The organism is Prosthecomicrobium pneumaticum (assembly GCF_014199915.1).
Classification (GTDB): Bacteria; Pseudomonadota; Alphaproteobacteria; order Rhizobiales; family Kaistiaceae; genus Prosthecomicrobium; species Prosthecomicrobium pneumaticum.
Window position 1 is genome coordinate 81,655 of sequence record NZ_JACHOO010000003.1, and the last position, 24,747, is coordinate 106,401.

A 24,747-nucleotide genomic window follows, 5' to 3' on the forward strand; every position below is an offset into this window, starting at 1 on the left:
CGCGGATCAGCCGCCCTTGCCCTCGAGGCTCGCCTTCAGGGCGGCGAGCTTCGCGAAAGGCGAGTTCGGATCGATCGGCCGGTCGCGCCGCTCCTCCCGCGGCCGTTCGTCGCGGGGGCGCTCGGGGCGCCGCTCCTTGCCCTCGCGGCGCTCCGGCCGCTCGCCGCTCTGCGGGCCGCCGCCGCGCCGCTCCGGGCGGTCGGGCCGGTCCCGCCGCTCGGGCCGCGCCTCGCTCCGCTCACCACCGCCGCCGCCACGCTCCGGCCTCGGCTGGGCACGGCGGTCGTCGCCGCCTGCGGAGGCCTCGCCGTCGCGCCGGCCGCCGCCCTGATGGCGACGGTCGCCCGGCCGGCCATGCGGCCGCTGATCGCCGCGCCGCTCGCCGCCGCCCTCGCGGGGGCCGCGGCGCTCGCCGCTCTCCGCCGTCTCGGTGGCGCCGGCCTGCGGACGCCGCCGGTCCTCGCGCTTGCGGTCCGGGCGTCGGTCGAAGCGGCCCGGACGCCAGATCTCGATGAAGGCCGGCTCGGCCTCCGCCTCTGCGGGCGCTGCGTCGGCGGCAGGGGCAGGGGCAGGGGCGTCGGAGGCCTCGGCCGCGCTTGGCCCGGCCTGCGCGGGCGTCTCGTCGGCCTCGGCAGACGGCTGGGGCTCCGCAGGGGCCTCGGGTCCGGCGGCGGCATCCGCGAGGCCGGCGGACGGCCCGCCGCCGGCGGGCAGTTCTTCCGCATCCCCCTCAGCGGCTTCCACGGCGGCGGTCTCGGCCGCCGGTTCCGCGGTCTCGGCCGCCGGTTCCGCGGTCTCGTCCGTCGCCGCCGCGGTCGCGGCGGCGGGCTGGTCCGCTTCCCCGTCCGGCGCAGTATCGACGGCCGGTGCGGCTTCCTCCCGATCGACGGTCGGCGCGGCCTCGTCCGGCTGACCTTCCGCCGTCACCGGCTCCGCGTCGGGGGCGGTGGTCGTCTCGACCCCGGCGGCCGGTTCGGCCGGCGCGGCAGCTTGCGGCGCCACAGCGGTCGTTTCGGGCGGCGCGGCGACCGGCTTCGGCGCCGGCCGGCGTTCCAGCCGGTAGCCGAGCGCCTTCAGGATCGAGGCGAAGTCCTCGCCCGAGCAGCCGAGCAGCGATGTCATCGAGACGGTGACGGTGAAGCCGTTGCCGTCGACCGCACCGTCCGGTCCGACCGGATTGTCCGGCGTCGGCTTCCAGGCGATCAGCGGCCGGATGATGTCGGCGAGCCGCTCCAGAATGTCGATGCGGACGGCGCGATTGCCGGCGATGCGATAGCCCACCACGCGATAGAGCGGGCGGGCGAATGTCGGATCGACCGGAATCGTCGTGCGGCCCGAGGCCGAGAGCTGCGGCAACTCGGTCAGGCCGGCCATATCGAGGCCGCCATTCTTGAGGGCGAAGAGCATCGCCGAGAGCGCGCCCGGCGCCGGCTTGAGCAGCGCCGGCACATAGATGTGATAGGCGCCGAAGCGGACCCCGAGATTGCGCAGGCCCGCCCGCGCCTCCTGGTCGAGCGCCTTGACCTCCTCGGCGATCTCGGCCCGCTCGATGACGCCGAAATTCTCGGCCAGCCGATAGGCGATGCCGCGTGCGGCGCCCGGCAGGCCCTCCGCGGCGAGGAGATCGAGCAGCGGCTTCAGGAGCGTGCCGATCTGGCTCGACAGCCAGAGGTCGAGCCGATCCTGCACCCGCTCGCGGGCCGGGCCGGTCAGGCCTTCATCCGCGAGCAGGACGAGGCGCGGCTTCAGCGCCTCGTCGCCGGCGACGAGCCGGGCGACGGGCGCGCCGAGCCAGCGCAGCGTGCCGTCGGCGGACAGCGCGAATTCGGGGTTCGGGGCGTTGCCGAGCTTGTCGGCGCGCCGGTCGATTTCGCCCGAGAGCGCCTTCTGGGCCGCGGCCCGCACCGCTTTGGCGTCCGGACCGTCGCCGGCCGCGTCGGCAGTGAAGCGGAAGCCCTGCAGGCTGCCGACATGCTGGCCCTCGACCATCACGTCGCCGGCCGGAGTGATCTCAACGTCGAGCATGGCGTTCTCTCTCAGGCGCCTCATCAGCACGCTGGTGCGCCGATCGACGAAACGCTGCATCAAGCGCTCGTGAAGGGCATCGGAAAGACGATCCTCTATCGCGCGCGTGCGCTCCTGCCAATGGCGAGGATCGGCGAGCCAGTTCGGACGGTTGGCCGCGAAGGTCCAGGTCCGGATGTGAGCGATGCGATTGGCGAGCGTATCGATGTCGCCATCGGTCCGGTCGGCATAGGAAACTTGCGCCGCGAACCAGTCCTCCGGGATCGCGCCGCGCCGCGCGACATGGCCGAAAATGTCAATGACGAGCTCGGCGTGATTGGCGGGGGCGATGCGCCGGTAATCGGGAATGGCGCAGATATCCCAGAGCAGGGCGACGCGCTCGGCACCGACCGCGAGATCGCGCACCTCGGGATCGCGCGCGGCGAAATGGAGCGCGGCGACGTCCTCGGCCGGCGGCGCCTTGGTGAGGCCTTCCTGCTGCGGCGTCCGTTCGAGGCTCTCCTTGAGGGTCTCGACCGAGCGGAAGTCGAGCAGCCGGTTCCGCCACTGCACGGTGCGGACCGGGCTGAAGCTGTGTGTCTCGAGCTGTTCGATCAGCTCGTCTTCGAAAGAATCGACGCCGGAGGTGACGCCGAAGGTACCGTCGCGGGTGTGGCGGCCGGCGCGGCCCGCGATCTGGCCGAGTTCGGCGGCGGTCAGCCGGCGGTACTGGTAGCCGTCGAACTTGCGCTCCTGCGCGAAGGCGACGTGGTCGACGTCGAGATTGAGCCCCATGCCGATCGCGTCGGTGGCGACGAGGAAATCGACGTCGCCGGACTGGAAGAGCTCCACCTGGGCGTTGCGGGTGCGCGGCGACAGCGAACCGAGCACGACGGCGGCGCCGCCGCGCTGGCGCCGGATCAGTTCGGCGATCGCATAGACCTCGTCGGCCGAGAAGGCGACGATCGCCGAACGGCGGGGCAGGCGGGTGATCTTCTTCGAGCCCGACCAGGTCAGCATCGACATGCGCGGCCGGGTGATCACGGTGGCGCCGGGGATCAGCTTCTCGACCATGCCGCGCATCGTGCCGGCGCCGAGCAGCAGGGTCTCGTCGCGGCCGCGCAGATTGAGGATGCGGTCGGTGAAGACATGGCCGCGTTCGAGATCGCCGGCGAGCTGGATCTCGTCGATGGCGAGGAACGAGGCGCCGGTGTCGGTCGGCAGCGCTTCCACGGTGCAGACCCGGAAGCGCGGATTGGCGGGGATGACCTTTTCCTCGCCGGTGACGAGGGCGACCTGATCGGCGCCGACCCGGGCCGCTACCTTCGTATAGACCTCGCGGGCGAGCAGCCTGAGCGGCAGGCCGATGACGCCCGAGGGATGGGCGAGCATGCGCTCGATGGCGAAATGGGTCTTGCCGGTGTTTGTCGGTCCGAGAACGGCGACGACATTGCGGCCACCGTCTTTCGGGGCGCCGCCGGAACTCAAAGGAAGCGTCATGCGGAAGTGGGTCTTTCCTCGGTCCGTCACCGGTTGTGTATCATGCCGATACAGGATCGGTGCTGAAAATCGATGAGAGGCCGCGCCGGTTTACGATCGGAACGGGCGCGGAACGAAAGAGGCCCGAATCACTCACCCGGCGCTCTTCGCCTTCCGTTCACCGCAAGATATGGGGTGCCCGGCCCGGCTTCGCACGAGGGGCGGCAAGAAGGGCGGCCGGAGATTCCCCGATCGCCACGCCACGTTAACCGCTCTGCCGTGCGCAGCCCCGTGATCGGCGGTCTGCGCGGGTCGAGGACAGGGTTAGCGAGGCGTTACCGCCTCCCGTGTGAAACCTCGTGGCGCCGTCAACCTTTCGTCCGGAAGCGGAACGAATCGTCGACGAATCGCCGATCGCGCGATGTTCGTCCTCTGTGCGCACACGATCTTGCGTTCCCGGCGGGACTGGACCGCAAAGGCACCCTCCCGGCGGCGGGAAGCACGCGGCGAAAGGGTTACGGGCGGCCACGCCCCGCGTCCCGATAAGGCACAGGCAGGTGATCGCGCGGGGGTGGGTTGGGTGGCCGCGGCGCTCGGATGGCCCGGCGGCGCGATTATGGACCCCGGCACGGAGGCCGGGGTGACGGGCGTTCGGGGGCGCGGCGGGGCTCTGCGCCCCCGAACCGTCTCGCCGGCTTCCTCCCCGAGCCCCGGTCTGGCGCCGTCGAACAACGGCCCACCCCTCATGCCGGCCTCCGTGTCGGCCTCCATAATCGTGAGGGTCGTGATCCGGGCACCACCTCTCCGCCCGTCCCTCCCGCGAAGGGGGATCCATGAAGCAGAGGACGGCACAGTGTGATGGATCCTCGCCTTCGCGAGGACAACGGGTGCACGGGGCCGGCCGTGGCGCTCGGATGGCCCGGCGTCACGATTATGGACCCCGGCACGGAGGCCGGGGTGACGGGTGTTCGGGGGGGCGCGGCGGGGCTCTGCGTCCCCGAACCGTCTCGCCGGCTTCCTCCCCGAGCCCCGGTTCGGCGCCGTCGAACAACGCCCCACCCGTCATGCCGGCCTCCGTGCCGGCATCCATAATCGTGAGGGTCGTGATCCGGGCACCATCTCTCCGCCCGTCCCTCCCGCGAAGGCGGGATCCATGAAGCAGAGGACGGCACAGTGTGATGGATCCTCGCCTTCGCGAGGACAACGGGTGCACGGGGGCCGCCGTGGCGCTCGGAGGACCCGGCGGCACGATCACGGACCCCGGCACGGAGGCCGGGGTGACGGGTTCGGGGTGGCCGTGGCCCGCGGAAGCGACGGCTTCCCGCGGCGCCTTGCCGGTCCGCCCGGGCACCGATCCCGCCCGGCCTATTCCACCGAGGCGCGGTCGCCGACCGGGTTCACGCGGAGCTTCGAGGAATGCATGGCGAGCTCGCCGAGCTTGGTGCCGATCTGGAAGCGGTAGGGGAACATCACGCCGAGCTCTTCGACCGGCGCGTACCAGACTTCCATCGCCGTGTTGCGGGCCATGTATTCGACGGCCTCGCGGCTCGGCCGGTGGCCGGCCACCGGCACGTAGCGCGCGCCGCAGACGATCACAGGGCCGCTATAGCCGTCCTCGCTCGCGCTGCGGACATCGCGGGTGGCCTTGTAGAAGAGCTTGATGTCGAAACGTTGCCAGCCGTCGAACACCGGGATGCTGCGGTTGCAGGCGCGCGTCTCCCGGCCCTTCCTATAAGAAACGAGGAAGGCCGACAGCGGATCGAGGATGTTGGTCTTGTCGCGTGCGGTGACGGGCACGCGGTCCGGCCGGTCGGCGAGCGGCGGCTCGGCCGACAGGCGGGTGATCGTGCCCGCCTTCATGATCATGTTCACGGACGTGCGCCGGCCGCTCTCGTTCGTCTCGAGCACATAGGTGGTCGGCAGCGGCTTGTCGCCGTTGAAACGGCCGCTGCTCTGCAGGGCGCCGCTGCCATCCGAGACGAGCCGGCTGACGCCGCTCGTCGAGCCCGAGACGGTGATGTCGTAGTCGTCGCCTTCGAATTTCGAGGCGAGCGTGAAGCGCCCGATCACGATGCTGTTGATCGTGATGACGTAGGTCGCCTTGACGGAGCCGCTCTCGACCGCACCCGCGGAGGAGGGGGCCGCCAGGCCGGCGGCGACGGCGAGCGCGGCGACGCAACGGCCGAGGCCCGTTCGCGAAAGAAAGGAATTGACCATCGATGGTTTCCGTCCAAAGCGTCGCTTTCGGCCGGTGCCGGTCCGGCCATCTGCAATCCCGATGCGAAGCACCCCCCGCTTCGAACGAAGAGTCTAGGCGATCCGGCCGTCCGCGTCACTAGCGGAGCATCACGGCCGGCGTGTGGCGGACCGGGCGATTTCCGCGTGACGCTTGACGGGGGCGACGCCCGCCGCTATTGAACCGCGACTTTTCCGACCGTTCTGTCGTGAGCAGCGCCGGTTACGCGCGCGTTCCGCCAGTGTCAAAGGATTGCTTCGATGTCTCGTCGCTGCGAACTGACCGGCAAGGCCGTGATGACCGGCAATACGGTCAGCCACGCCAACAACAAGTCGCGCCGGCGCTATCTGCCGAATCTCTGCCAGGTCACGCTGATCAGCGATGCCCTCGGCCAGAGCTACCGGCTGCGCGTTTCGGCGAATGCGCTCCGCTCGGTCGAGCACCGGGGCGGCCTCGACGCCTTCCTCGCCAAGGCGTCCGCCGAGGAGCTGTCGCAGAAGGCCCTGGTCCTGAAGCGCCAGATCGCCAAGAAGGTCGCCGCGAGCGCCTGAGCCGCGGCTTTTGCCGGAGGCTCGCATGAAGATCGCCGGATTCCTGACCGCGGCCGCCGCCATGGCGGCCGTCGTCGTGTTGTCGAACGTCCTCGTCCAGTATCCGGTCGACGCGCAGCTCGGTCGCATCGCGCTCGCCGATGTGCTGACCTGGGGCGCCTTCACCTATCCGCTCGCCTTCTTCGTCTCGGATCTCACCAATCGCCGCTTCGGCCCGTCGGTCGCGCGGCTCGTCGTGCTCGTCGGCTTCGCCGCGGCGGTGCTCGTCTCGATCGAGCTTTCGACCGCCCGCATCGCCATCGCCTCGGGCACGGCCTTCCTGGTCGGCCAGCTGCTCGACGTCACCTTCTTCAACCGGCTGCGCCGGCTCGCCTGGTGGCGTGCGCCGCTCGCCGGCTCGGTGGTCGGCTCCGTGCTCGACACGGCGATCTTCTTCACGCTCGCCTTCGCGCCGGCGGCCGTCTTCCTCGGCCCGAACGATCCCTTCGCGATCGAGGCCGCGCCGCTGCTCGGCGCGTTTGCGCCCGATCTGCCGCGCTGGATGTCCTGGGCGCTCGGCGACCTGTCGGTGAAGCTCGCGGCCGCCCTCGTGCTCCTCGTGCCCTATCGGGTGGTGATGGGGCTCATCCTGCCCTGGCCTGCGGGCCAGCAGCGCCCGGCCTGATCCTCTTTCTCTCCGTCGGCCCGGCTTTCCCGGTAGAGCAGGGCCTGCGCGGTCAGCCGGTCGGCTTCGAGCGCGGCGGCGGCGCGTGCGGCGGCCCGCCCGCTTCCGGTGCCGCGAGCGGCGGGGCGCCCTGCCAGGCGAATTCGAGCAGCAGGGTGCGCTGGAAGAGGCTCCGGTTGTCGTCGGAGACGAGCGTGATGCGGGTGCGGCCGTCCTCCATCCTGGAGACGGCGAGCCCTTCCATGTTGTCGATCTCGTCGCGCATCGTCCCTTCGAGCACCACCGGCCCGTCGAGCAGCGCGCCGGGGCGAATGGCACCCGGCAGCCGGCGGATCCGCATCGCGACGCTGATCGCCGTCGGCACCTTGCGTTCGAGGATCAGAAGGTCGCCGTTCGGCAGGTAGGCGGCATCGGTGATCGAATAGCCGTCCGTCTTGCGGACGCGGAAGGCGCCGGCGCGCGGCCCGGAGAGAACGGCGCCCTTGTGGTTGCCGTCGGCGTCGAGCGAGTTCTCCGCGATGACGACGAGCGCGCCGGCGAGCGGTCCGTCGGCGGGCGCCGCCGCGATGCTTTCGAGACCGCTATTGCTCTTCAGCCGGCCGAGCGTCTTCGGGATGCCGAGCCGGCGCGGCCGGGAGCCAGCGGGATCGCGCGCGGAATAGGCGGCGATCGCGTGGTGGCGTTCGAAGGTGACATAGGCCGTGCCGTCGACGATGCGCAGGCCCTCGGCGTCGGCGTTCCGCTTGCTTTCGAGCGGCCGCCCCGTCCGGTCGAGCATCGGCGCGATCGTGCCCTCGACGAGATCGGCGAGCCGGCCGTTCTCGCGCACCGGGCGCGCCTCGACCCAGAAGCCGAGATCGGAGACGAAGAGGAGGCGTCCATCGCCGGTGAAATCGAGGCCGGACAGGCCGCCGAAATCGCGGTCGCGGGCCGTGACGACGAGGCCGCCCAGAAACTCGAACTCGCCGAAGCGGGTCGCGGACGAGCCGATCGAGAACGTCTCGATCGGCCGTGCGGAGAGCGGAAGCGGCCGGAATTCCTGCGCGCCGGCCGTGCTCGCGAGGAGAAGAAGCGCGAGCGCGGCAGCGCGGCCCCTCATCGGGCCGACGCCCGGCGGCGCACAGGGGCGGCGGGCGCCGAGGTCCGGTTCTTCGTCTCCTCGAACAGTTCGGCGAGCTTCTCGGTCATCGCGCCGGCGAGTTCCTCGGCGTCGACGATCGTCACCGCGCGCCGGTAGTAGCGGGTGACGTCGTGACCGATGCCGATCGCGATCAGCTCGACCGGCGAGCGGGTCTCGATCTCCTCGATGACGTAACGCAGATGGCGCTCGAGATAGTTGCCGGGATTGACCGACAGCGTCGAATCGTCGACCGGCGCGCCGTCCGAGATCATCATCAGGATCTTGCGCTGCTCGGGCCGGGCCATCAGCCGCTGATAGGCCCAGGCGAGCGCCTCGCCGTCGATGTTCTCCTTGAGGAGGCCCTCGCGCATCATCAGGCCGAGATTGCGCCGTGCCCGCCGCCAGGGCGCATCGGCGGACTTATAGATGATGTGGCGCAGGTCGTTGAGCCGGCCCGGCGAGGCGGGCTTGCCGGCCTGCAGCCAGCTCTCGCGCGACTGGCCGCCCTTCCAGGCGCGCGTCGTGAAGCCGAGGATCTCGACCTTGACGCCGCAGCGCTCGAGCGTGCGGGCGAGGATGTCGGCGCAGGTGGCGGCGACCGTGATCGGCCGGCCGCGCATCGAGCCGGAATTGTCGAGCAGCAGGGTGACGACGGTGTCGCGGAAATCCGTGTCGCGCTCGATCTTGAAGGAGAGCGGCTGCATCGGATCGAGGATGATGCGGTGGAGGCGGGCGGGATCGAGCAGGCCCTCCTCCATGTCGAAATCCCAGCCGCGGTTCTGCTGCGCGAGCAGGCGGCGCTGCAGCCGGTTGGCGAGCCGTCCGACGGCGCCCTGCAGATTGGCGAGCTGCTTGTCGAGGAAGCCGCGCAGCCGGTCGAGTTCGGCCGCGTCGCAGAGGTCCTCGGCCTTCACCGTCTCGTCGAACTTGACGGTGAAGGGCTTGTAGTCGCTCTGCGGCGCCATGTTGGACGCGGCCGCGTCGGGCCGGCGCGCCTCGCCGGCATCGCGGGCATCGGTCGATTCCTCGCCCTCGGCCTCCTCTTCGGAGCCCGCCTCGGTCGTCTCGCTTTCGCCCGCCTCGGCCTCTTCGCCGCTCGCCTCGGATTCCTCCGCCGCTTCGGACTCGGCCTTGTCGGCCTCCTCGGACGGGGTCTCCTGTTCGGCGCCGGCGTTCTCGGTCTCCTCGCCGGACTGCTCGTCGTCGCCCTCGTCGGCGCCGAGCTCGTCGCCCATGTCGAGCGAGGTGAGCAGGTCGCGCACGGCGGATGCGAAGGCGTTCTGGTCGTCGAGCCGGCCGGCGAGCCGGTCGAGCGCCGGCCCCGCCTTCTCCTCGATGGTGGCGCGCCAGAGGTCGACCAGCCGGCGGCTCGATTCCGGCGGCGCGAGGCCGGTCAGCCGCTCGCGCAGCATCAGCGCCACGGCGTCCTCGAGCGGCGCCTCGGAGCGCTCGGAGATGTCGCCGAAATTGCCGCGGTGATATTTGTCCTCGAGCATCGCCGTGAGGTTCTTGGCGACGCCGTCCATGCGGCGCGCGCCGATCGCCTCGACGCGCGCCTGCTCGACCGCGTCGAACACGGCGCGGGCATTCTTGCCCTCGGGCGAACGGGCGCGGTGCACCGCGGGGTCGTGGCAGGCGAGGCGGAGCGCCATCGAATCGCCGAGCCCGCGGGTGATCGCCGCCTCGCGCGCGCCGAGCTTGCGCGGCGGCTCGGGCAGCCGGGCCTTCAGCCCGGTGAGCATCGGCCGGTCGGCCGAGAAGACGACCTCGAGATCCGGCTTGCCGGCGATCGCGCGCGTACAGGCAGCGACCGCCCGCTTGAAGGGTTCGGTCGGCCCTTCGCCGGGCTTGGCGCGCGGATCGCTGTTGCTCGTCACGACAGGACGACGTTGGCGGTCGATTCGGCGAGTTCCTCGCCGAAGGCGCGCTGGTAGAACTCGGCGACGAGCGGCCGCTCGAGCTCGTCGCACTTGTTGAGGAAGGTCAGCCGGAAGGCGAAGCCGATATCGCCGAAGATATCGGCGTTCTCGGCCCAGGTGATCACGGTGCGCGGGCTCATCACGGTCGACAGGTCGCCGTTCATGAAGGCGCTGCGCGTCATGTCGGCGAGCCGGACCATGCGCGAGACGACGTTCTTGCCCTTCTGGTCGCGGTAATGCGGCGCCTTCGCCATCACGATCTCGACTTCCTTGTCGTGCGGCAGGTAGTTGAGCGTGGTGACGATCGACCAGCGGTCCATCTGCGCCTGGTTGATCTGCTGCGTGCCGTGATAGAGGCCGGAGGTGTCGCCGAGGCCGATCGTATTGGCGGTGGCGAACAGGCGGAAGGCCGGATGCGGCCGGATCACGCGGTTCTGGTCGAGCAGCGTCAGCCGGCCCGAGCTTTCGAGCACGCGCTGGATGACGAACATCACGTCCGGCCGGCCGGCATCGTATTCGTCGAAGACGAGCGCGACATTGTGCTGATAGGCCCAGGGCAGGATGCCGTCGCGGAACTCGGTGACCTGCTGGCCTTCCCTGAGCACGATGGCGTCCTTGCCGATCAGGTCGATCCGGCTGATGTGGCTGTCGAGATTGACGCGGATGCAGGGCCAGTTGAGGCGGGCGGCGACCTGCTCGATATGGGTCGACTTGCCGGTGCCGTGATAGCCCGAGACCATCACGCGCCGGTTGCGCGCGAAGCCGGCGAGAATGGCGAGGGTGGTCGCGCGGTCGAACAGATAGTCGGGGTCGACGTCGGGCACGTGCTCGTTCGGCGCCGAATAGGCCGGCACCTCGAGATTGGAATCGATGCCGAAGACCTGCCGCACGGAAATCGTCTTGTCGGGCAGAGCGGCGGTGTCGGCGGTGGTCTCGGTCATGATGTCTCCGGGCGCCGCGGCGGCGCTGGCGGTCGTGCTTCGGAAATGACGGTTCGCCACGAGGCGTTCCGGCGGACGGTTCTTAGCAGAAGCCTGCGGATTTGAGATAGTTATATGCCTGAATGATCTCCCGCAGGCGGTCCTCCGAGGACCGGTCGCCGCCATTCGCATCCGGGTGCAACCGCTTCACCAACGCCTTGTAGCGCGCCTTGATCTCGGCGCCGCGCTCGCGGCCCTCGAGGTCGAGCGTCTCGAAGGAGCGCTGCTCGAGCGTCTTCAGCTTGCGCTCCGGCGGCTCGGGCGCGGCCGCGCGCTCGCGCGCGGAAGAATAGCCGCGGAACATCTCGAACGGATCGGAGAAGGCGCCACCGAAATCGCGGCCGCGATGGCGATGGACCTCGTCGCGCTTCTCGCCGTCGGGATTGACGCCCATCGACCAGGTCGGCCGGTGACCGGTCAGCGAATCCTTCTGGTAGGCCGCGATCGCGTCGTCGTCGAGGCCGGCGAAATAGTTGTAGGACTTGTTGTAGAGCCGGACGTGATCGAGGCAGAAGCGCCAATAGGCGCCTTCCTGCCTGCGGCCCTTGGGCGCCCTGTGGGTGCCGGCCTTGTCGCAGCCCTCATACTCGCATGCGGGTTCGCTCGCCCGGAGGACGGTCTCGGCGTCGGGTCTGATGCGGATGCGGTCGAAGATCTTTTGGTCGAGCGACATGATGCGATGCGGTAAGCCGAAGCGGGATTATGGGGACCGCCCCGCCGACGGGCAAGGCGCCTTTCGCCCCAGCCGAAGAAAGGACGTGAAGATGAACACGAAGGAGAGGATCGCGGCACGCCTCACGGAGGCTCTCTCGCCGCAGGCCCTCGATGTGGTCGACGAGTCGCACCTCCACAAGGGCCATGCCGGCGCCCGGCCGGGCGGCGAGACGCATTACCGCATCCGTATCACCGCGGCCGCTTTCGCGGGCCTGTCGCGGCTCGAAATGCACCGCCGGATCAACGCCCTGCTCGCCGACGAACTCTCCGGCGGCGTGCACGCGCTGGCGATCGAGGCGAAGGCGGCCTGACGCAGGCCTCGTCGTCGCTAATTCCCTTCTTCGGGAAGCACCGGCAGGGGGGCGAATTCGACGCCCTCCTCGATCAGCCGGCGCGCCTCTTCCGCCGTCGCCTCGCCATAGATGCTGCGCGGCTCGGCCTCGCCGAAATGGATCTTCAGCGCCTCCTCGGCGAACTTGTCGCCGACCGGGTCGGCATTGGCGAGCACGTGCTTCTTCATCTCCCGCAGCACGGCGATCATCGCCTCGCGGCGCGGATCGGCGGCGGCGACCGGCTGGCGCGCCTCCGGCGGGGCTTCCCGCGCCGGGCGGTCGATACCGGCGACGGCGGGCGCCATGAGCGCCTTCTCCACCCTCGTCGAGCCGCAGACGGGGCAGGCGACGAGGCCAGCGGCCACCGCCTTGTCATAGGCGGCGGAATCGCGGAACCAGCTGTCGAAGGCGTGCTCGGCGGAGCAGACGAGGTCGTAGCGGATCATGCGGTCAGGAGCATCTCATATCGCGAAGGAGCCGACCTGCGGCATTTCCGGCAGGTGGAAGGCACGCTCGTTGGCGAGCGCCGGAATCTTGCGCCGCGCCTCGTCGGCGGCGGCCGGGTCGATCTCGGTGACGAGGAAGCCCGGCTCGTCGCCCGCCTCGGCGATGACCTTGCCCCAGGGGTCGACGACGAGGCTGTGGCCATAGGTGGTGCGGCCGTCCTCGTGCCGGCCACCCTGCGCGGCCGCGACGACGAAGGAGCCGGTCTCGATCGCCCGGGCGCGCAACAGCACGTGCCAATGCGCCTCGCCGGTCTGCCGCGTGAAGGCCGCGGGAACGGCGAGCACGGTCGCGCCGGCCTTGGCGAGGGTGCGGTAGAGCTGCGGGAAGCGCAGGTCGTAGCAGATCGACAGACCGAGCCGGACCCAGGGCAGGTCGGCCACGACGGCGGTGTCGCCCGGACGGTAGGTCGCCGACTCGCGCCAGCTCTCGCCACCGGCGAGGTCGACGTCGAACATGTGGATCTTGTCGTAGCGGCCGATCACCGCGCCGTTCGGGCCGATCAGGAAGGCCCGGTTGGCGATCGCGTCGCCGTTCCTGATGGCGAGCGAGCCGATATGGAGGTGGATGCCGAGCTCGCGCGCCAGCTCGCGGAAGCGCTGCAGGGCGAAATCGGTCTCCTCGGGGGCAAGCGCCGCGGCGAGGGCGGCGCGATCCCGCTCGATGATGTTGGTCATCTCCGGCGTGACGATATAGCCCGCGCCCGCGGCTGCGGCACCGCGGATCAGCGCCTCGGCATCCTCGACATTGCGCTCAATCGAGCGCCCGCTGCGCATCTGGATCGTCGCCGCCTTGAACGTCGCCATGCCGGAACCCCCTCGGTGTTGCGAAAAATCGAGCATCAGCCCGCGAGCAGCGGATCGAGCCGCCCGGCGCGCTCGAGCGCGTAGAGATCGTCGCAGCCGCCGACATGGGTGGCGCCGACGAAGATCTGCGGGAAGGTGGTGCGGCCGGAGCGGGTCATCATCTCCTGCCGCAGCTCCGGCCGGTCGGTGGCGTCGTGCTCGACATAGGCGACGCCCTTCTCGTCGAGCAGGCGCTTGGCGGCCGTGCAATAGCCGCAGAACTGACGTGTGTAGATGACCACATCGGCCATGACGAACCTCGCCGCACGGGAACGGACCGGCCTATATAGGTCTCATCCCCGCGCAGCGACAACCCGGCCGCCCGTCACCCGGGCAAAGACGGCGACGTCGACCGAGGCGGCGCCGGCCCGGATCAGCGCTCGCGTCGCCGCCTTCACGGTCGCCCCGGTCGTATAGACGTCGTCGACGAGCACGACGCGGCGGCCGGCGAGCCGCGGCTTCAGCGCCGGCGGCACGGCAAAGGCGCCGCGCACGTTCTCGGCCCGCTGGCCGGGCGGCAGCCTGACCTGCTGGCGGGTCGGGCGGATGCGGGCGAGCAGGGTCGGCTCGAAGGCGACGCCGAAGCCCTCCGCCACCGCGGCGGCGAGGAGCGCCGACTGGTTGAAGCGGCGGCTCCACAACCGGCGGGGATGGAGCGGCACCGGCAGGACGAGCTCGCAGCCCGGCGCGAGATCGGCCGCTGCCCGCACCATCATGGCGCCGAGCGCGCGTCCGAGTTCCGGCCGGTCGCGGTATTTGAGCCCGTGCACCAGCTTCGCCGAGATCTCGTCATAAACGGCGACGGCACGCAGCCGTCCGAAGGGCGGCGGATCGGCGATCGCCTCCGCCGACAGCGCGCCCGGGCCGATGTCGTAGCCGAACGGGATCGCGAGCCGCTCGCAGAACGGCCGCTCGATGAAGGCGACAGCGCCCCAGCAGAGCGCGCACAGGGCGCCGTCGCGGCCGATGTGTGCGTCGCAGGCGAGGCAGGTCGGCGGCAGGACGAGATCGGCGAGACCGCGCCCCAGCCGGCCGAAGGCTGCGGCGAGGCGGCGCGCCGCGGGAATCGGCAGGGCGAGATCGGCGCGTTCGGCATCCATGACGCGAGCGTAACCCCGAAGCGCCCGCGACGGAACGTCTTCCGCTTTGACCGCGCGGGGCGGCGGGCTCATAAGGGCGGCATGACCGAGCGCCCGCGCCTCTTCGACAAGCCCGCCCTCGATCGCGCCCGCGCCCGCGCGCTCGCCGCCGCCGCGCCGGGCGCCGATTTCCTGCTCGCGCGCGTCGGCGAAGACCTCGTCGACCGGCTGTCGACGGTCAACCGCCGCTTCGAGCGGGCGCTCGAGATCGGCAGCCCGACACCGGCGCTCGCCGCCTCGCTCGTCGCTGCGGGCCGGGTCGGCCGCGTCGACCGGCTCGACCGGCTGCCGCAGGCGCTCGGCTCCGGCGGCATCGCCGGTGATCCGGAAGCGCTGCCGCTCGCCGAGGCGAGCGTCGATCTGGTCGTCAGCGCGCTCGCCCTGCAATGGGTCGACGATCTGCCGGGTGCCCTCGTGCAGATCCGCCGGGCGCTCGCGCCCGACGGGTTGTTCCTCGCGGCCCTCATCGGCGGGGCGACCCTCGGCGAACTGCGCACCGCGCTGACCACCGCCGAGAGCGAACTGACCGGCGGCGCCTCGCCGCGGGTTTTTCCCTTTCTCGACGTGCGCGACGGCGGCGCGCTGCTGCAGCGTGCCGGCTTCGCCCTGCCGGTCGCGGATACCGAGACGATCACGGTCCGCTATGCCGATCTTTTCGCTTTGATGCGCGATCTGCGCGCGATGGGGGCGACCAATGTGCTCGCCGCGCGCAGCCGCCGGCCGCTGCCGCGGGCGGTTCTCGTCCGCGCGGCCGAGATCTATGCCGAGCGGTTCGCGGATCCGGACGGCCGTATCCGGGCGCGGTTCGAAATCGTCTCGCTGTCGGGCTGGGCGCCGTCGGAGACGCAGCAGAAGCCGCTCCGACCGGGCTCTGCGCGGGCGAGCCTCGCCGATGCCGTGCGGCAGGCCGGCCGATCGCCGCAGGAAGGGTAGCGTGAAGAGACGACGGCCTCAGCCGCCGAGCGCGGCCCCCAAACGGGCGATCAGGCCGAAGGCCCCTTCGCTCGTCGCGACCACGCCGATGAGGGCGGCCGCGATCACGGCGGCGACCGCGAGCAGCTCGGCAGCCGTTCCGGCGGGGCGCGTCCTCCGCGCATCGCGCGGTGCGCAATCGCGCGCGACCGGCTCGACCCGGATCGGCCTCATCGCCGGCGCGGTGCTCGGATGTTTCATGCGCCTCGTCCCGTTGCCCTGCCGGAACCTCGCGCGAAACTACAAAAGATCGATTAACGGCGCGATCAGCGGCTCGTCGGCCGGCGGCATCGGATAGTCCCGGAGCGCCCGGGCCCGCACCCATTTGAGCGCCTGGCCCTCGAGACCCTGCGGCAGGCCGCGCCAGCGCCGGCAGACATAGAGCGGCATCAGGAGGTGGAAGTCCTCATAGGCGTGGCTGGCGAAGGTCAGCGGCGCGAGGCAGGCGGCCTCGGTGTCGACGCCGAGCTCCTCCTTCAGCTCGCGGATCAGCGTCGCCTCGGGGCTCTCGCCCGGCTCCACCTTGCCGCCGGGAAACTCCCACAGGCCGGCGAGCGTCTTGCCCGGCGGGCGTTGCGCGATCAGCACGCGGTTGTCGGCATCGAGAAGAGCGCAGGCGACGACGAGGACGAGGCGCTTCATGTGGGGCCGGTCTCAGGCTGGACGGCGATAGTGGTAGCGATAGTGCTCGCCGAAGCCGAGGCCTTCATAGAGGCCGATCGCGGCCGCATTGTCGGAGATCACCTGGATGGCGGCGAGCCGGGCCCCGGCCTCCCGGCTCCAGCCGAGCGCCGCCGTCATCGCGGCGCGGCCGAAGCCCTGCCGGCGCCGGGCACGGTCGGTGACGACGTTGAGGAAGACGGCGACCTCGCCGCAGACGACGGCGAGCGCGGCCGCGGCGGGCGTGCGGTCGCGGCCATAGGCGACGAAGCCGCGCGCCTCGGGGGCGATCAGGCTCAAGAGCAGCTTCAGCGTCTCGATGGTCGGTCCCGGCGCGCTGGCGAGCGTTGCATAGGCGCGATACCAGCGCGGATCGGTCGGCGAGAAGAGCCGCACCTCCCCGTCGCCGGCGGGCGGTGCATCGAGCGGCCGGATCATCACCCGGCTCTCCTCGAAGGGGGCCCAGCCGAGCCGGTCGAGCGCGGCGACAATGCCCTCGCCGGCGAGCGGCGTCACCCGGAAGACCGGGGGAATGCCGTGGCCGGTCGACAGCGCCGCCAGCCGGGCGATCCGCCGCTCGGAATCGGCGTCGTCGGCCGGATCGAGGCTCTGGAAGCAGTTCGACCGCTTCGTATAGCCCTGCGCGAAGCGCCACAGCCAAGCACGGTCGTGCACCGCCCCGATCGCCGGCCAGGCGGAGAGGCAGGCGGCCTCGATCGAGAGCGGCGCGGTGAGGAGATCCACGTCAGCTCCGATAGTCGCCGTTGATGGCGACATAGTCCTTGGTCAGGTCGCAGGTCCACACCGTCGCCGAGCCGTCGCCGAGGCCGAGATCGACCCGGACGGCGATCTCCTCCTCGCGCATCGCCGCGCTCGCCGCGGCCTCGGAATAGTCCGGCACGCGCTCGCCTTCGGCCGCCACCTGCGTGTCGCCGAACCAGATCGCCAGCCGGTCGCGGTCCGCCGGCTCGCCGGCCTTGCCGACCGCCATGACGATGCGGCCCCAATTGGCGTCCTCGCCGGCGATCGCCGTCTTCACGAGCGGCGAATTGGCGATCGACAGCGCGATCCGCTTCGCCGAACCGTCCGAGGTCGCGCCGGTCACCGTGACGGCGACGAATTTCCGCGCGCCCTCGCCGTCGCGCACCACCTGATGGGCGAGATCGCGCAGCAGATCGGCGAGCGCCGCGTCGAAGGCGGCGAGGCGCGCGTCCTCGATCGTCTCGATCGGCGCCGCGCCGCGCGCCGCGGCCGCACCGGTCGCAAAGAGCAGGAGCGTGTCCGAGGTCGAGGTGTCGCTGTCGACGGTGATCGCGTTGAACGAGCCGGCGACGCCCTTGCCGAGCAGGGCCTGCAGCACGGGCGCGGCGATCGGCGCGTCGGTGAAGACGAAGGAGAGCATGGTCGCCATGTCGGGCGCGATCATGCCGGCGCCCTTGGCGATGCCGTTGAGGGTCACGGCGACGCCGTCCAGCTCGACGGTGCGGGTCGCGACCTTCGGGAAGGTGTCGGTCGTCATGATCGCCTTCGCCGCGTCGAGCCACGGGCCGTCTGCGAGGCGGGCCGCCGCATCGTCGAGCACGCCGGCGAATTTCTCCGCCGGCAGCGGCTCGCCGATCACGCCGGTCGAGGCGAGGAAGATCGTCTCCGCCGGCACGCCGAGCGCCTTCGCCGCATGGTCGGCGGAGAGCCGGACGGTCTCGCGGCCCTTCTTGCCTGTGAAGGCATTGGCATTGCCGGAATTGACGAGCAGGCCGCGCGCCGCCCCGCCGGCGAGCGCCTCGCGGCACCAGTCGACGGCCGCCGAGGGGCATTTCGAGCGGGTGAACACGCCGGCGACGGTCGTGCCCTCGGCGAGACCGACGAGCAGCACGTCGGTGCGGTTCTTGTACTTGATGCCCGCCTCGGCGGTGGCGAAGGAGACCCCTTCGATGGCCGGCAGGTCGGGATAGGATTTCGGAGCGAGCGGGGAGACTGCGGTCGACATCGGACCTTCTCGATCTGGAGCCGGATGCCGACCGTTTGCAGGATGCCGCGCGGCGGCGCAAGGCTCTTCAGCCGCGGCGCACCAAGATGAAGCGGCGGCCATATTTCTGTACGGCGGGAATGACGCCCCACACCATCGCCCCGACCATGATCGGCACCAGGATGATGGTCTGCTGCCACACGCTCCATCCGGCGGTCAGCGGGCGGAGCAGATAGAGGAGCGTGGTGACGAGCGGGTAGACGACGGCGAGCACGAGCAGCGCAAAGCGCGGCCGCGACAGGACCGGGCTCGCGGCGGCGGACGGAGCGGCGGTGGCGCGGGTGGCGCCGAGGGCGGCGGTGGACATCGGGAAGCTCCTCGAAGATCGGAACGGCGAACCGTATCTGAACGGAACGTTTCGTTATATAAAACGGGCCGTTTCGTTTTGTCAAGCGGCGCGGAAGCGCCTAAGGTCGCCGCAGATGAGGAGCGAACCATGAGCGAGCCGGAGCGGGACGGGACGGGGGAGGAAGAGGAGGCCGGCCGGCGCCGCTCGGTCGGCGCGCGCCGCAGCGCCGAGAGCGCCGAGGCGATCCTCGAAGCCGCCGCCGACGTGCTGCGGGAAAAGGGCTATGCGGGGTTCTCGATCGAGGCGGTGGCGCGCCGCGCGCGGGCGGGCAAGCCGACGATCTATCGCTGGTGGCCGAGCAAGGCGGCGCTGCTTCTCGACGTCTATCAGCGCCAGAAGCGGGTCGAGGAGCCCGATACCGGCGCGCTCGAGGAGGATCTCTTCCTCTTCCTGCGCAGCCTGCTGCGGCACTGGCGCGACACGGCTTCAGGGCCGATCTTCCGCTCGACCATCGCCGAGGCGCAGTCCGATCCGGCGAGCGCCGCAGCCCTCGCCGCCTTCACGCAGGATCGCCGCGTTCAGACCGGGCGGATCATCGCCCGCGCCCGGGCGCGCGGCGAGCTCGCCGCCGATGTCGATCCGCAGCAGGCGGCGGAACTCGTCGCCGCCTATGCCTGGCTGCATCTCCTGATCGGCGATCTCGATCTCGCCGACGAGGCCATCCGGACCGCCGTCCGGCATCTCGCCGGGAGCTGGACGCTCCCGGCGCGCTGAGCGATCGTCGCCTTACGGCTTCGGCGCCTCGGCCGGAGCCGCCGCCGGCTTCAGGCTGTCGTCGAGAATCTCGACCGGCGTGTCGTCCCGCAGCGTCTTGACCGCGGCACTGAACGCCTCGCCCATGACGAGCTGGCGGACCTGCTCCTTCACCTGCTCGAACGGGGGCATCGGCTGCTTGCGCTTGTCGACGAGCTTGATGACGTGCCAGCCGAACTGCGACTTGACGGGCGTCTCGGTATACTTGCCGACCTCGAGCGCGAAGGCCGCCTGCTCGAATTCCGGCACCATCCGGCCCTTGGCGAAGAAGCCGAGATCGCCGCCCATCTGGCCCGAGCCGGGATCCTTCGACTTCTCCTTGGCGAGGGTCGCGAAATCGGCGCCCTTGTCGAGCTCGGCGATGATCGCCTTCGCCTCGTCCTCGGTCTCGACCAGGATATGGCTGGCGCGGATCTCGTCTTGCGGCGTGATCTTGGCGATCTCGGCGTCGTAGCGCGCCTTCACCTGGTCCTCGGTGACCGCCTGGTCGATATGAACCCGGAAATACTCGTTGCGCAGCGCCCGCTCGCGCAGCAGCGCCAGCCGATGGGTGAATTCGTCGCCCTTGTCGAGCCCGTCCTTCGCCGCCGCCTCGGCCATCATCTTGATGTCGATCAGCACGGTCAGCACCGCCTTCGGGCGCTCCGGAGCCGGGACCTTGGCGAGCTCCTCGGCGAAGTCCTCCTGCGCGATGGCGAGATCGAGCGCCGTGATCGGCGAGCCGCCCACCGTCGCGACGACCTTGTCGGGGTCTGCCGGGGCGGCCGGAGCGGGCACCGGATCCTGGGCCGAGGCCGCCAGCCCCGAGGCGAGGAGGGCGGCGAAGGCGATGCCGGCGGCCCTGAGTTTGAGGTGGGAGGTCATCGGACAATTCCCGTGGCAAGAGAACGATGAAGAAGACGGACAGGAGAAGCCGGAGGCTCGCCGGCGATGAGGGCAAGGTGCGAAGCCGCGGAGGGTTGCCTCTGCCGGGCTCCGGAGGTCGGTTCTTCGCACCATCCTTGGCGGATTTACGGCGCGCGGGCGGCCCGCTCCGCCCGCCGGCCGCTCCGTTGACAGAAGCAAGGCCCCCTCTTATCTGTCTCCCGTCGCGGCGTCTAGGATGCCGGCCTTTCCGAGGTGGCGGGCTCCCTTCAGAGGTTCGGCGTCTGTCGCGTGGAGCGGCGTTCGGCCGAAATCCCGGCTCCGCCTCGACGTCATCGAGCGGTCCGGCCATAACATTGAGGATGACCCTATGGTCGGTCTGGGTGCGCTGGCGCGCAAGATTTTCGGTTCCGCCAATGACCGGCGGGTGAAGGGTTATCGCCCTCGCGTCGCGGAGATCAACGCCCTCGAGGCCGAGCTTTCGGCGCTTTCCGACGAGGCGCTGCGCGGCCGCACCGCGGCCTTCAAGGCCGAGATCGCCGCCGGCAAGCCCCTCGACGATCTGCTCGTGCCGGCCTTCGCCACGGTCCGTGAGGCGGCCCGCCGGGCGCTCGGCATGCGTCATTTCGACGTGCAGATGATCGGCGGCATGGTCCTCAATGACGGCGACATCGCCGAGATGAAGACCGGTGAAGGCAAGACGCTCGTCGCGACGCTGCCCGTCTATCTCAACGCGCTCGCCGGCAAGGGTGTTCATGTCGTCACCGTCAACGACTATCTCGCCAAGCGCGACGCCGAGTGGATGGGCCGGATCTACCGTTTCCTCGGCCTGTCGGTCGGCGTGATCGTCCATGGCCTCGACGACAATGAGCGTCGCGCGGCCTATGCCTGCGATATCACCTATGGCACCAATAACGAATACGGCTTCGACTATCTCCGCGACAACATGAAATATGATCGCGGCCAGATGGTCCAGCGCGGCCATTTCTTCGCGATCGTCGACGAGGTCGACTCGATCCTGGTCGACGAGGCGCGCACGCCGCTGATCATCTCCGGCCCGCTGGACGATCGTTCCGATCTCTACAATACGATCGACCGGTTCCTGCCGCTGCTCGCCGCCGAAGACTACGATGTCGACGAGAAGCAGCGCTCCGCCACCTTCACCGAGGCGGGCAACGAGAAGCTCGAGCGGCTGCTGCGCGAGGCCGGGCTTCTGAAGGGCGAGTCGCTCTACGACGTCGAGAACGTCACCGTCGTCCACCACGTCAATCAGGCGCTGCGTGCGCACCGACTGTTCCAGCGCGACAAGGACTACATCGTCCGCAACAACGAAGTGGTGATCATCGACGAGTTCACCGGCCGCATGATGCCCGGCCGGCGCTATTCCGAGGGTCTGCATCAGGCGCTCGAGGCGAAGGAACACGTCCAGATCCAGCCCGAGAACCAGACGCTCGCCTCGATCACCTTCCAGAACTATTTCCGCATGTATGAGAAGCTCTCCGGCATGACCGGCACGGCTTCGACCGAAGCGGACGAGTTCGCCGACATTTACGGCCTCGAAGTGGTCGAGATCCCGACCAATGTGCCGGTCGCCCGTATCGACGACGACGACGAGGTCTATCGTACCGCGGCCGAGAAGTACAAGGCGATCATCAAGCTGATCGCGGATTGCCGCGAGCGCGGCCAGCCGGTTCTGGTCGGCACCACCTCGATCGAGAAATCGGAGCTCCTTTCGGAAGCGCTGAAGAAGGAGAAGGTGCCGCACCAGGTCCTGAACGCCCGCTATCACGAGCAGGAGGCGTTCATCGTCGCGCAGGCCGGCGTGCCCGGTGCGGTGACCATCGCCACCAACATGGCCGGCCGCGGCACCGACATCCAGCTCGGTGGCAATCTCGACATGCGGATCCAGCAGGAACTCTCCGAGATCCCGGAGGGACCCGACCGCGAGGCCCGCATCGCCGCCATCAAGGCCGAGATCGCCCAGCTGAAGCAGACGGCGCTCGCCGCCGGCGGGCTCTATGTCGTCGGCACCGAGCGGCACGAGAGCCGGCGCATCGACAACCAGCTGCGCGGCCGCTCCGGCCGCCAGGGCGACCCCGGCCATTCGAAGTTCTTCCTGTCGCTGCAGGACGACCTGATGCGCATCTTCGGGTCCGACCGCATGGACGGCATGCTGCAGCGGCTCGGCCTCAAGGAGGACGAGGCGATCGTCCATCCCTGGATCAACCGGGCGCTCGAAAAGGCGCAGCAGAAGGTCGAGGCGCGCAATTTCGACATCCGCAAGAACCTGCTCAAATATGACGATGTGATGAATGACCAGCGCAAGGTCATCTTCGAGCAGCGCGTCGAGCTGATGGCGCAGGAAGACGTCTCCGGCACCGTCGCCGACATGCGGCACGAAGTGATCGAGGCGCTGGTGTCCCGCCACATCCCGGAAAAGGCCTATCCGGAACAGTGGGAGACGGCCGAACTGCGGACCGCGTTGGCGAATGTGCTCAATCTCGACCTGCCGGTCGGGGACTGGGCGGCCGAAGAGGGCATCGCCGATGACGAGGTCAAGGAGCGCATCATGCGCGCCGCCGACGAGGCCGCCGCCGCCCGCACCTCGCGCTTCACCCCGCCGGTAATGCGTCAGGTCGAGAAGGCGGTGCTGATGCAGACGCTCGACCATCTCTGGCGCGAGCATCTCGTCACGCTCGACCATCTGCGCCAGGTGATCGGCTTCCGCGGCTATGCGCAGCGCGATCCGCTCAACGAATACAAGACCGAGGCCTTCGAACTCTTCCAGGCGATGCTCGCCAATCTGCGCGAGGCGGTCACCGGCCAGATGATGCGCGTCGAGCTCGTCCGTCCGGAAGAGACCCAGCTCGCGCCGCCGGACGAGGATCAGATCGAGGCGCGCCATCTCGATCCCTTCACGGGCGAGAACGAGATGGACGACAGCGCCCTGCCGACGCTTGCCAACGCCCCCGGCCTTGTGGCGGAGGAGGTCGATCCGAACGATCCGACCACCTGGGGCAAGGTCCAGCGCAACGCGCTCTGCCCCTGCGGCTCGGGCAAGAAGTTCAAGCACTGCCACGGCCGGCTCGCCTGAGGCGAGCCGCGCGGGCGGAAGCAGGGCCGGGCCTTCTTCTGCGGATTTCCGACTGTCGTGGGATACCGGATGGAGAGGCTCCACCGGTACGCCCAGCCTCACGATTATGGATGCCGGCACGGAGGCCGGCATGACGGGGGAAGGGGATGTCCCCGATGCGGCGCCGCCCTCGTCCGGCACCCGAGCCCCTTCCCAGTTCCTATATCCAGCGCGCCCTTTCCGTCTCAGAGCACCCGTCACCCCGGCCTCCGTGCCGGGGTCCATAATCAATGACGCGGGGCTGTCCCCGCGCTGTCCACCCGAGGGTCGCGAGCCGCGTCGCATCCCCCTTATCCCCGAAGGCGGGAGCCATCACGCCGAGCCGACCTCGCCCGTCCGAGCCCCCTCGCGCACCCCCCGTGCAATCGCTCCGCCGATCGCCTATATCCGGGCACCGACCTCACCATGGCGGCGCCGCGCCGCCCCGGAGTTCATCGATGAGCCAGACCTCCTCCGAAGCGCAGATCCCCGTCACCGTGCTGACCGGCTATCTCGGCGCCGGCAAGACCACGCTGCTCAATCGCATCCTCTCGGAGAACCACGGCAAGCGCTACGCCGTCGTCGTCAACGAGTTCGGCGAGATCGGCATCGACAATGATCTCATCGTCGAGAGCGACGAAGAGATCTATGAGATGAACAATGGCTGCGTCTGCTGCACGGTGCGCGGCGACCTGATCCGCGTCGTCGAGGGCCTGATGAAGCGGCCGGGCGGCTTCGACGGCATCCTCGTCGAGACGACCGGCCTCGCCGATCCGGCGCCGGTCGCGCAGACCTTCTTCATGGACGACGAGGTGCGCCGCCGCTCGAAGCTCGACGCCGTCGTCACCGTCGCCGATGCCAAGCACCTGCTGCAGCGGCTCGACGATGCGCCGGAGGCCGAGGAGCAGGTCGCCTTCGCCGACGTGGTGCTCCTCAACAAGACCGATCTCGTCTCCGCCGAGCAACTCGCCGCCGTCGAGCGCCGCATCCGCGACATCAATCCGCACGCCACCATCCACCGCACCGAGCGCTGCGCCATCCCGCTCGACCGCGTGCTCGACCGCGGCGCCTTCGATCTCGACCGCATCCTCTCCCTCGATCCGGAATTCCTCGAGGACGATCACCACCATCACGACCACGACCATGATCACGATCATCACCACCATGATCATGATCATGACCACCACCACGATCACGACCATCACCACCATCATCCGCGCCATGACGAGTCGGTCTTTTCCGTCTCGTTGCGCGGGGGCGAGCTCGATCCGAACCGCTTCTTTCCCTGGATCCAGCAGCTGACCCAGCTCGAGGGGCCGAACATCCTGCGGCTGAAGGGCATCCTCGCCTTCAAGGGCGATCCCGAGCGCTATGTGCTGCAGGGCGTCCACATGATCATCGAGGGCAATCATCAGCGCGAATGGCGGCCGGGCGAGACGCATGAGAGCCGGCTCGTCTTCATCGGCCGCAAGCTCGACGAAGTCGCACTCAGGAAGAGCTTCGAGGCCTGCATGGCGGCGTGAG

The 24,747-nt window shown here is 69.9% G+C and carries 23 protein-coding genes; 7 read left to right on the forward strand and 16 right to left on the reverse strand.

Going from position 1 to position 24,747, the window contains the following annotated elements:
• Nucleotides 1-6 precede the first annotated feature (6 nt).
• Both GGQ63_RS07450 and GGQ63_RS07455 read right to left on the reverse strand, forming a co-directional pair.
• Nucleotides 7-3,504 carry a helicase-related protein gene (locus tag GGQ63_RS07450; RefSeq protein WP_183854258.1) on the reverse strand — a complete coding sequence of 1,166 codons (3,498 nt, stop codon included), beginning with the start codon at nt 3,502-3,504 and terminating at the stop codon, nt 7-9.
• 1,344 nt (nt 3,505-4,848) lie between these two features.
• Nucleotides 4,849-5,700 carry a DUF3108 domain-containing protein gene (locus tag GGQ63_RS07455; RefSeq protein ID WP_183854260.1) on the reverse strand — a complete coding sequence of 284 codons (852 nt, stop codon included), beginning with the start codon at nt 5,698-5,700 and terminating at the stop codon, nt 4,849-4,851.
• A gap of 279 nt (nt 5,701-5,979) precedes the next feature.
• Here GGQ63_RS07455 and rpmB point away from each other — a divergent pair, with 279 nt between their 5' ends.
• The gene (rpmB, locus tag GGQ63_RS07460) at nt 5,980-6,270 is read left to right on the forward strand and encodes a 50S ribosomal protein L28 (RefSeq protein ID WP_183854262.1); all 291 of its coding nucleotides are present in this window, start codon (nt 5,980-5,982) and stop codon (nt 6,268-6,270) included.
• Nucleotides 6,271-6,295: 25 nt separating this feature from the next.
• Nucleotides 6,296-6,934, forward strand: a complete 639-nt coding sequence (locus tag GGQ63_RS07465) for a VUT family protein (RefSeq protein WP_183854264.1) — start codon at nt 6,296-6,298, stop codon at nt 6,932-6,934.
• A 52-nt stretch (nt 6,935-6,986) separates the two neighbouring features.
• Here the strand turns inward: GGQ63_RS07465 and GGQ63_RS07470 are convergent, their stop codons facing one another.
• From GGQ63_RS07470 to GGQ63_RS07485, 4 genes are all read right to left on the reverse strand, one after another.
• Nucleotides 6,987-8,033, reverse strand: a complete 1,047-nt coding sequence (locus tag GGQ63_RS07470) for an esterase-like activity of phytase family protein (protein WP_183854267.1) — start codon at nt 8,031-8,033, stop codon at nt 6,987-6,989.
• Entirely contained in the window at nt 8,030-9,931 is a 1,902-nt protein-coding gene (gene cobT / locus GGQ63_RS07475) for a cobaltochelatase subunit CobT (protein WP_183854269.1), read from the reverse strand. Before cobT ends, GGQ63_RS07470 begins: the two co-directional genes overlap by 4 nt.
• Nucleotides 9,928-10,914: a cobaltochelatase subunit CobS gene (cobS, locus tag GGQ63_RS07480; protein WP_183854272.1), complete on the reverse strand. Its 987-nt coding sequence runs from the start codon at nt 10,912-10,914 to the stop codon at nt 9,928-9,930. Before cobS ends, cobT begins: the two co-directional genes overlap by 4 nt.
• Nucleotides 10,915-10,996: 82 nt before the next feature.
• Nucleotides 10,997-11,626: a J domain-containing protein gene (locus GGQ63_RS07485; RefSeq protein ID WP_183854274.1), complete on the reverse strand. Its 630-nt coding sequence runs from the start codon at nt 11,624-11,626 to the stop codon at nt 10,997-10,999.
• 91 nt (nt 11,627-11,717) lie between these two features.
• On the opposite strand from GGQ63_RS07485, the gene GGQ63_RS07490 reads away from it, so the two are divergent.
• The gene (locus GGQ63_RS07490) at nt 11,718-11,978 is read left to right on the forward strand and encodes a BolA family protein (protein WP_183854276.1); all 261 of its coding nucleotides are present in this window, start codon (nt 11,718-11,720) and stop codon (nt 11,976-11,978) included.
• A 17-nt stretch (nt 11,979-11,995) separates the two neighbouring features.
• On the opposite strand, the gene GGQ63_RS07495 is transcribed toward GGQ63_RS07490, so the two are convergent.
• Genes GGQ63_RS07495 through GGQ63_RS07510 form a run of 4 tightly spaced genes read right to left on the reverse strand, consistent with a single transcriptional unit; the run spans nt 11,996 to nt 14,448 of the window.
• Nucleotides 11,996-12,445: a DUF1178 family protein gene (locus GGQ63_RS07495; protein ID WP_183854278.1), complete on the reverse strand. Its 450-nt coding sequence runs from the start codon at nt 12,443-12,445 to the stop codon at nt 11,996-11,998.
• 15 nt (nt 12,446-12,460) lie between these two features.
• Nucleotides 12,461-13,309 carry a carbon-nitrogen hydrolase family protein gene (locus GGQ63_RS07500; RefSeq protein WP_183854280.1) on the reverse strand — a complete coding sequence of 283 codons (849 nt, stop codon included), beginning with the start codon at nt 13,307-13,309 and terminating at the stop codon, nt 12,461-12,463.
• Between the two features lie 35 nt (nt 13,310-13,344).
• On the reverse strand, nt 13,345-13,599 hold the full coding sequence (grxC, locus tag GGQ63_RS07505; RefSeq protein ID WP_183854282.1) for a glutaredoxin 3: 255 nt from the start codon (nt 13,597-13,599) through the stop codon (nt 13,345-13,347).
• Nucleotides 13,600-13,641: 42 nt separating this feature from the next.
• Nucleotides 13,642-14,448 (reverse strand): ComF family protein, encoded by an 807-nt coding sequence (locus GGQ63_RS07510; RefSeq protein WP_183854284.1) that lies wholly within the window; start codon nt 14,446-14,448, stop codon nt 13,642-13,644.
• Between the two features lie 81 nt (nt 14,449-14,529).
• On the opposite strand from GGQ63_RS07510, the gene GGQ63_RS07515 reads away from it, so the two are divergent.
• Nucleotides 14,530-15,420 carry a methyltransferase domain-containing protein gene (locus GGQ63_RS07515; RefSeq protein ID WP_183854286.1) on the forward strand — a complete coding sequence of 297 codons (891 nt, stop codon included), beginning with the start codon at nt 14,530-14,532 and terminating at the stop codon, nt 15,418-15,420.
• An 18-nt stretch (nt 15,421-15,438) separates the two neighbouring features.
• Here GGQ63_RS07515 and GGQ63_RS07520 read toward each other — a convergent pair whose 3' ends face one another.
• The 5 genes from GGQ63_RS07520 to GGQ63_RS07540 form a co-directional block, all read right to left on the reverse strand.
• Nucleotides 15,439-15,660 carry a hypothetical protein gene (locus GGQ63_RS07520; RefSeq protein ID WP_183854288.1) on the reverse strand — a complete coding sequence of 74 codons (222 nt, stop codon included), beginning with the start codon at nt 15,658-15,660 and terminating at the stop codon, nt 15,439-15,441.
• Between the two features lie 39 nt (nt 15,661-15,699).
• Complete coding sequence (locus GGQ63_RS07525) at nt 15,700-16,101, reverse strand: (deoxy)nucleoside triphosphate pyrophosphohydrolase (protein WP_183854290.1); 402 nt, start codon at nt 16,099-16,101, stop codon at nt 15,700-15,702.
• Between the two features lie 12 nt (nt 16,102-16,113).
• A complete protein-coding gene (locus tag GGQ63_RS22335) occupies nt 16,114-16,863 on the reverse strand; it encodes a GNAT family N-acetyltransferase (RefSeq protein WP_183854292.1) in 750 nt (249 codons plus the stop codon).
• Between the two features lies 1 nt (nt 16,864).
• Complete coding sequence (argJ, locus tag GGQ63_RS07535; RefSeq protein ID WP_183854294.1) at nt 16,865-18,106, reverse strand: bifunctional glutamate N-acetyltransferase/amino-acid acetyltransferase ArgJ; 1,242 nt, start codon at nt 18,104-18,106, stop codon at nt 16,865-16,867.
• 67 nt (nt 18,107-18,173) lie between these two features.
• Nucleotides 18,174-18,452: a putative antibiotic biosynthesis monooxygenase gene (locus GGQ63_RS07540; RefSeq protein WP_183854296.1), complete on the reverse strand. Its 279-nt coding sequence runs from the start codon at nt 18,450-18,452 to the stop codon at nt 18,174-18,176.
• 129 nt (nt 18,453-18,581) lie between these two features.
• Here GGQ63_RS07540 and GGQ63_RS07545 point away from each other — a divergent pair, with 129 nt between their 5' ends.
• A complete protein-coding gene (locus GGQ63_RS07545; protein WP_183854298.1) occupies nt 18,582-19,208 on the forward strand; it encodes a TetR/AcrR family transcriptional regulator in 627 nt (208 codons plus the stop codon).
• 12 nt (nt 19,209-19,220) lie between these two features.
• Here GGQ63_RS07545 and GGQ63_RS07550 read toward each other — a convergent pair whose 3' ends face one another.
• Nucleotides 19,221-20,111 (reverse strand): peptidylprolyl isomerase, encoded by an 891-nt coding sequence (locus tag GGQ63_RS07550; protein WP_183854300.1) that lies wholly within the window; start codon nt 20,109-20,111, stop codon nt 19,221-19,223.
• 370 nt (nt 20,112-20,481) lie between these two features.
• Between GGQ63_RS07550 and secA the strand changes: the two genes are divergently transcribed.
• Entirely contained in the window at nt 20,482-23,205 is a 2,724-nt protein-coding gene (gene secA, locus GGQ63_RS07555) for a preprotein translocase subunit SecA (protein WP_183854302.1), read from the forward strand.
• Nucleotides 23,206-23,681: 476 nt separating this feature from the next.
• Nucleotides 23,682-24,746, forward strand: a complete 1,065-nt coding sequence (locus GGQ63_RS07560) for a CobW family GTP-binding protein (RefSeq protein ID WP_183854305.1) — start codon at nt 23,682-23,684, stop codon at nt 24,744-24,746.
• Nucleotide 24,747 lies beyond the last annotated feature (1 nt).

Coding starts and splice junctions, on each gene's coding strand:
- GGQ63_RS07450 (WP_183854258.1), bottom strand. CDS start 3,504: ATGACGCTTCCTTTGAGTTCCGGCGGCGCCCCGAAAGACGGTGGCCGC.
- GGQ63_RS07470 (WP_183854267.1), bottom strand. CDS start 8,033: ATGAGGGGCCGCGCTGCCGCGCTCGCGCTTCTTCTCCTCGCGAGCACG.
- GGQ63_RS07495 (WP_183854278.1), bottom strand. CDS start 12,445: ATGATCCGCTACGACCTCGTCTGCTCCGCCGAGCACGCCTTCGACAGC.
- rpmB (WP_183854262.1), top strand. CDS start 5,980: ATGTCTCGTCGCTGCGAACTGACCGGCAAGGCCGTGATGACCGGCAAT.
- cobS (WP_183854272.1), bottom strand. CDS start 10,914: ATGACCGAGACCACCGCCGACACCGCCGCTCTGCCCGACAAGACGATT.
- GGQ63_RS07500 (WP_183854280.1), bottom strand. CDS start 13,309: ATGGCGACGTTCAAGGCGGCGACGATCCAGATGCGCAGCGGGCGCTCG.
- GGQ63_RS07485 (WP_183854274.1), bottom strand. CDS start 11,626: ATGTCGCTCGACCAAAAGATCTTCGACCGCATCCGCATCAGACCCGAC.
- GGQ63_RS07545 (WP_183854298.1), top strand. CDS start 18,582: ATGAGCGAGCCGGAGCGGGACGGGACGGGGGAGGAAGAGGAGGCCGGC.
- GGQ63_RS07515 (WP_183854286.1), top strand. CDS start 14,530: ATGACCGAGCGCCCGCGCCTCTTCGACAAGCCCGCCCTCGATCGCGCC.
- GGQ63_RS07455 (WP_183854260.1), bottom strand. CDS start 5,700: ATGGTCAATTCCTTTCTTTCGCGAACGGGCCTCGGCCGTTGCGTCGCC.
- GGQ63_RS07490 (WP_183854276.1), top strand. CDS start 11,718: ATGAACACGAAGGAGAGGATCGCGGCACGCCTCACGGAGGCTCTCTCG.
- argJ (WP_183854294.1), bottom strand. CDS start 18,106: ATGTCGACCGCAGTCTCCCCGCTCGCTCCGAAATCCTATCCCGACCTG.
- GGQ63_RS07465 (WP_183854264.1), top strand. CDS start 6,296: ATGAAGATCGCCGGATTCCTGACCGCGGCCGCCGCCATGGCGGCCGTC.
- GGQ63_RS07510 (WP_183854284.1), bottom strand. CDS start 14,448: ATGGATGCCGAACGCGCCGATCTCGCCCTGCCGATTCCCGCGGCGCGC.
- secA (WP_183854302.1), top strand. CDS start 20,482: ATGGTCGGTCTGGGTGCGCTGGCGCGCAAGATTTTCGGTTCCGCCAAT.
- GGQ63_RS07550 (WP_183854300.1), bottom strand. CDS start 20,111: ATGACCTCCCACCTCAAACTCAGGGCCGCCGGCATCGCCTTCGCCGCC.
- GGQ63_RS07520 (WP_183854288.1), bottom strand. CDS start 15,660: ATGAAACATCCGAGCACCGCGCCGGCGATGAGGCCGATCCGGGTCGAG.
- GGQ63_RS07525 (WP_183854290.1), bottom strand. CDS start 16,101: ATGAAGCGCCTCGTCCTCGTCGTCGCCTGCGCTCTTCTCGATGCCGAC.
- GGQ63_RS07540 (WP_183854296.1), bottom strand. CDS start 18,452: ATGTCCACCGCCGCCCTCGGCGCCACCCGCGCCACCGCCGCTCCGTCC.
- GGQ63_RS07560 (WP_183854305.1), top strand. CDS start 23,682: ATGAGCCAGACCTCCTCCGAAGCGCAGATCCCCGTCACCGTGCTGACC.
- grxC (WP_183854282.1), bottom strand. CDS start 13,599: ATGGCCGATGTGGTCATCTACACACGTCAGTTCTGCGGCTATTGCACG.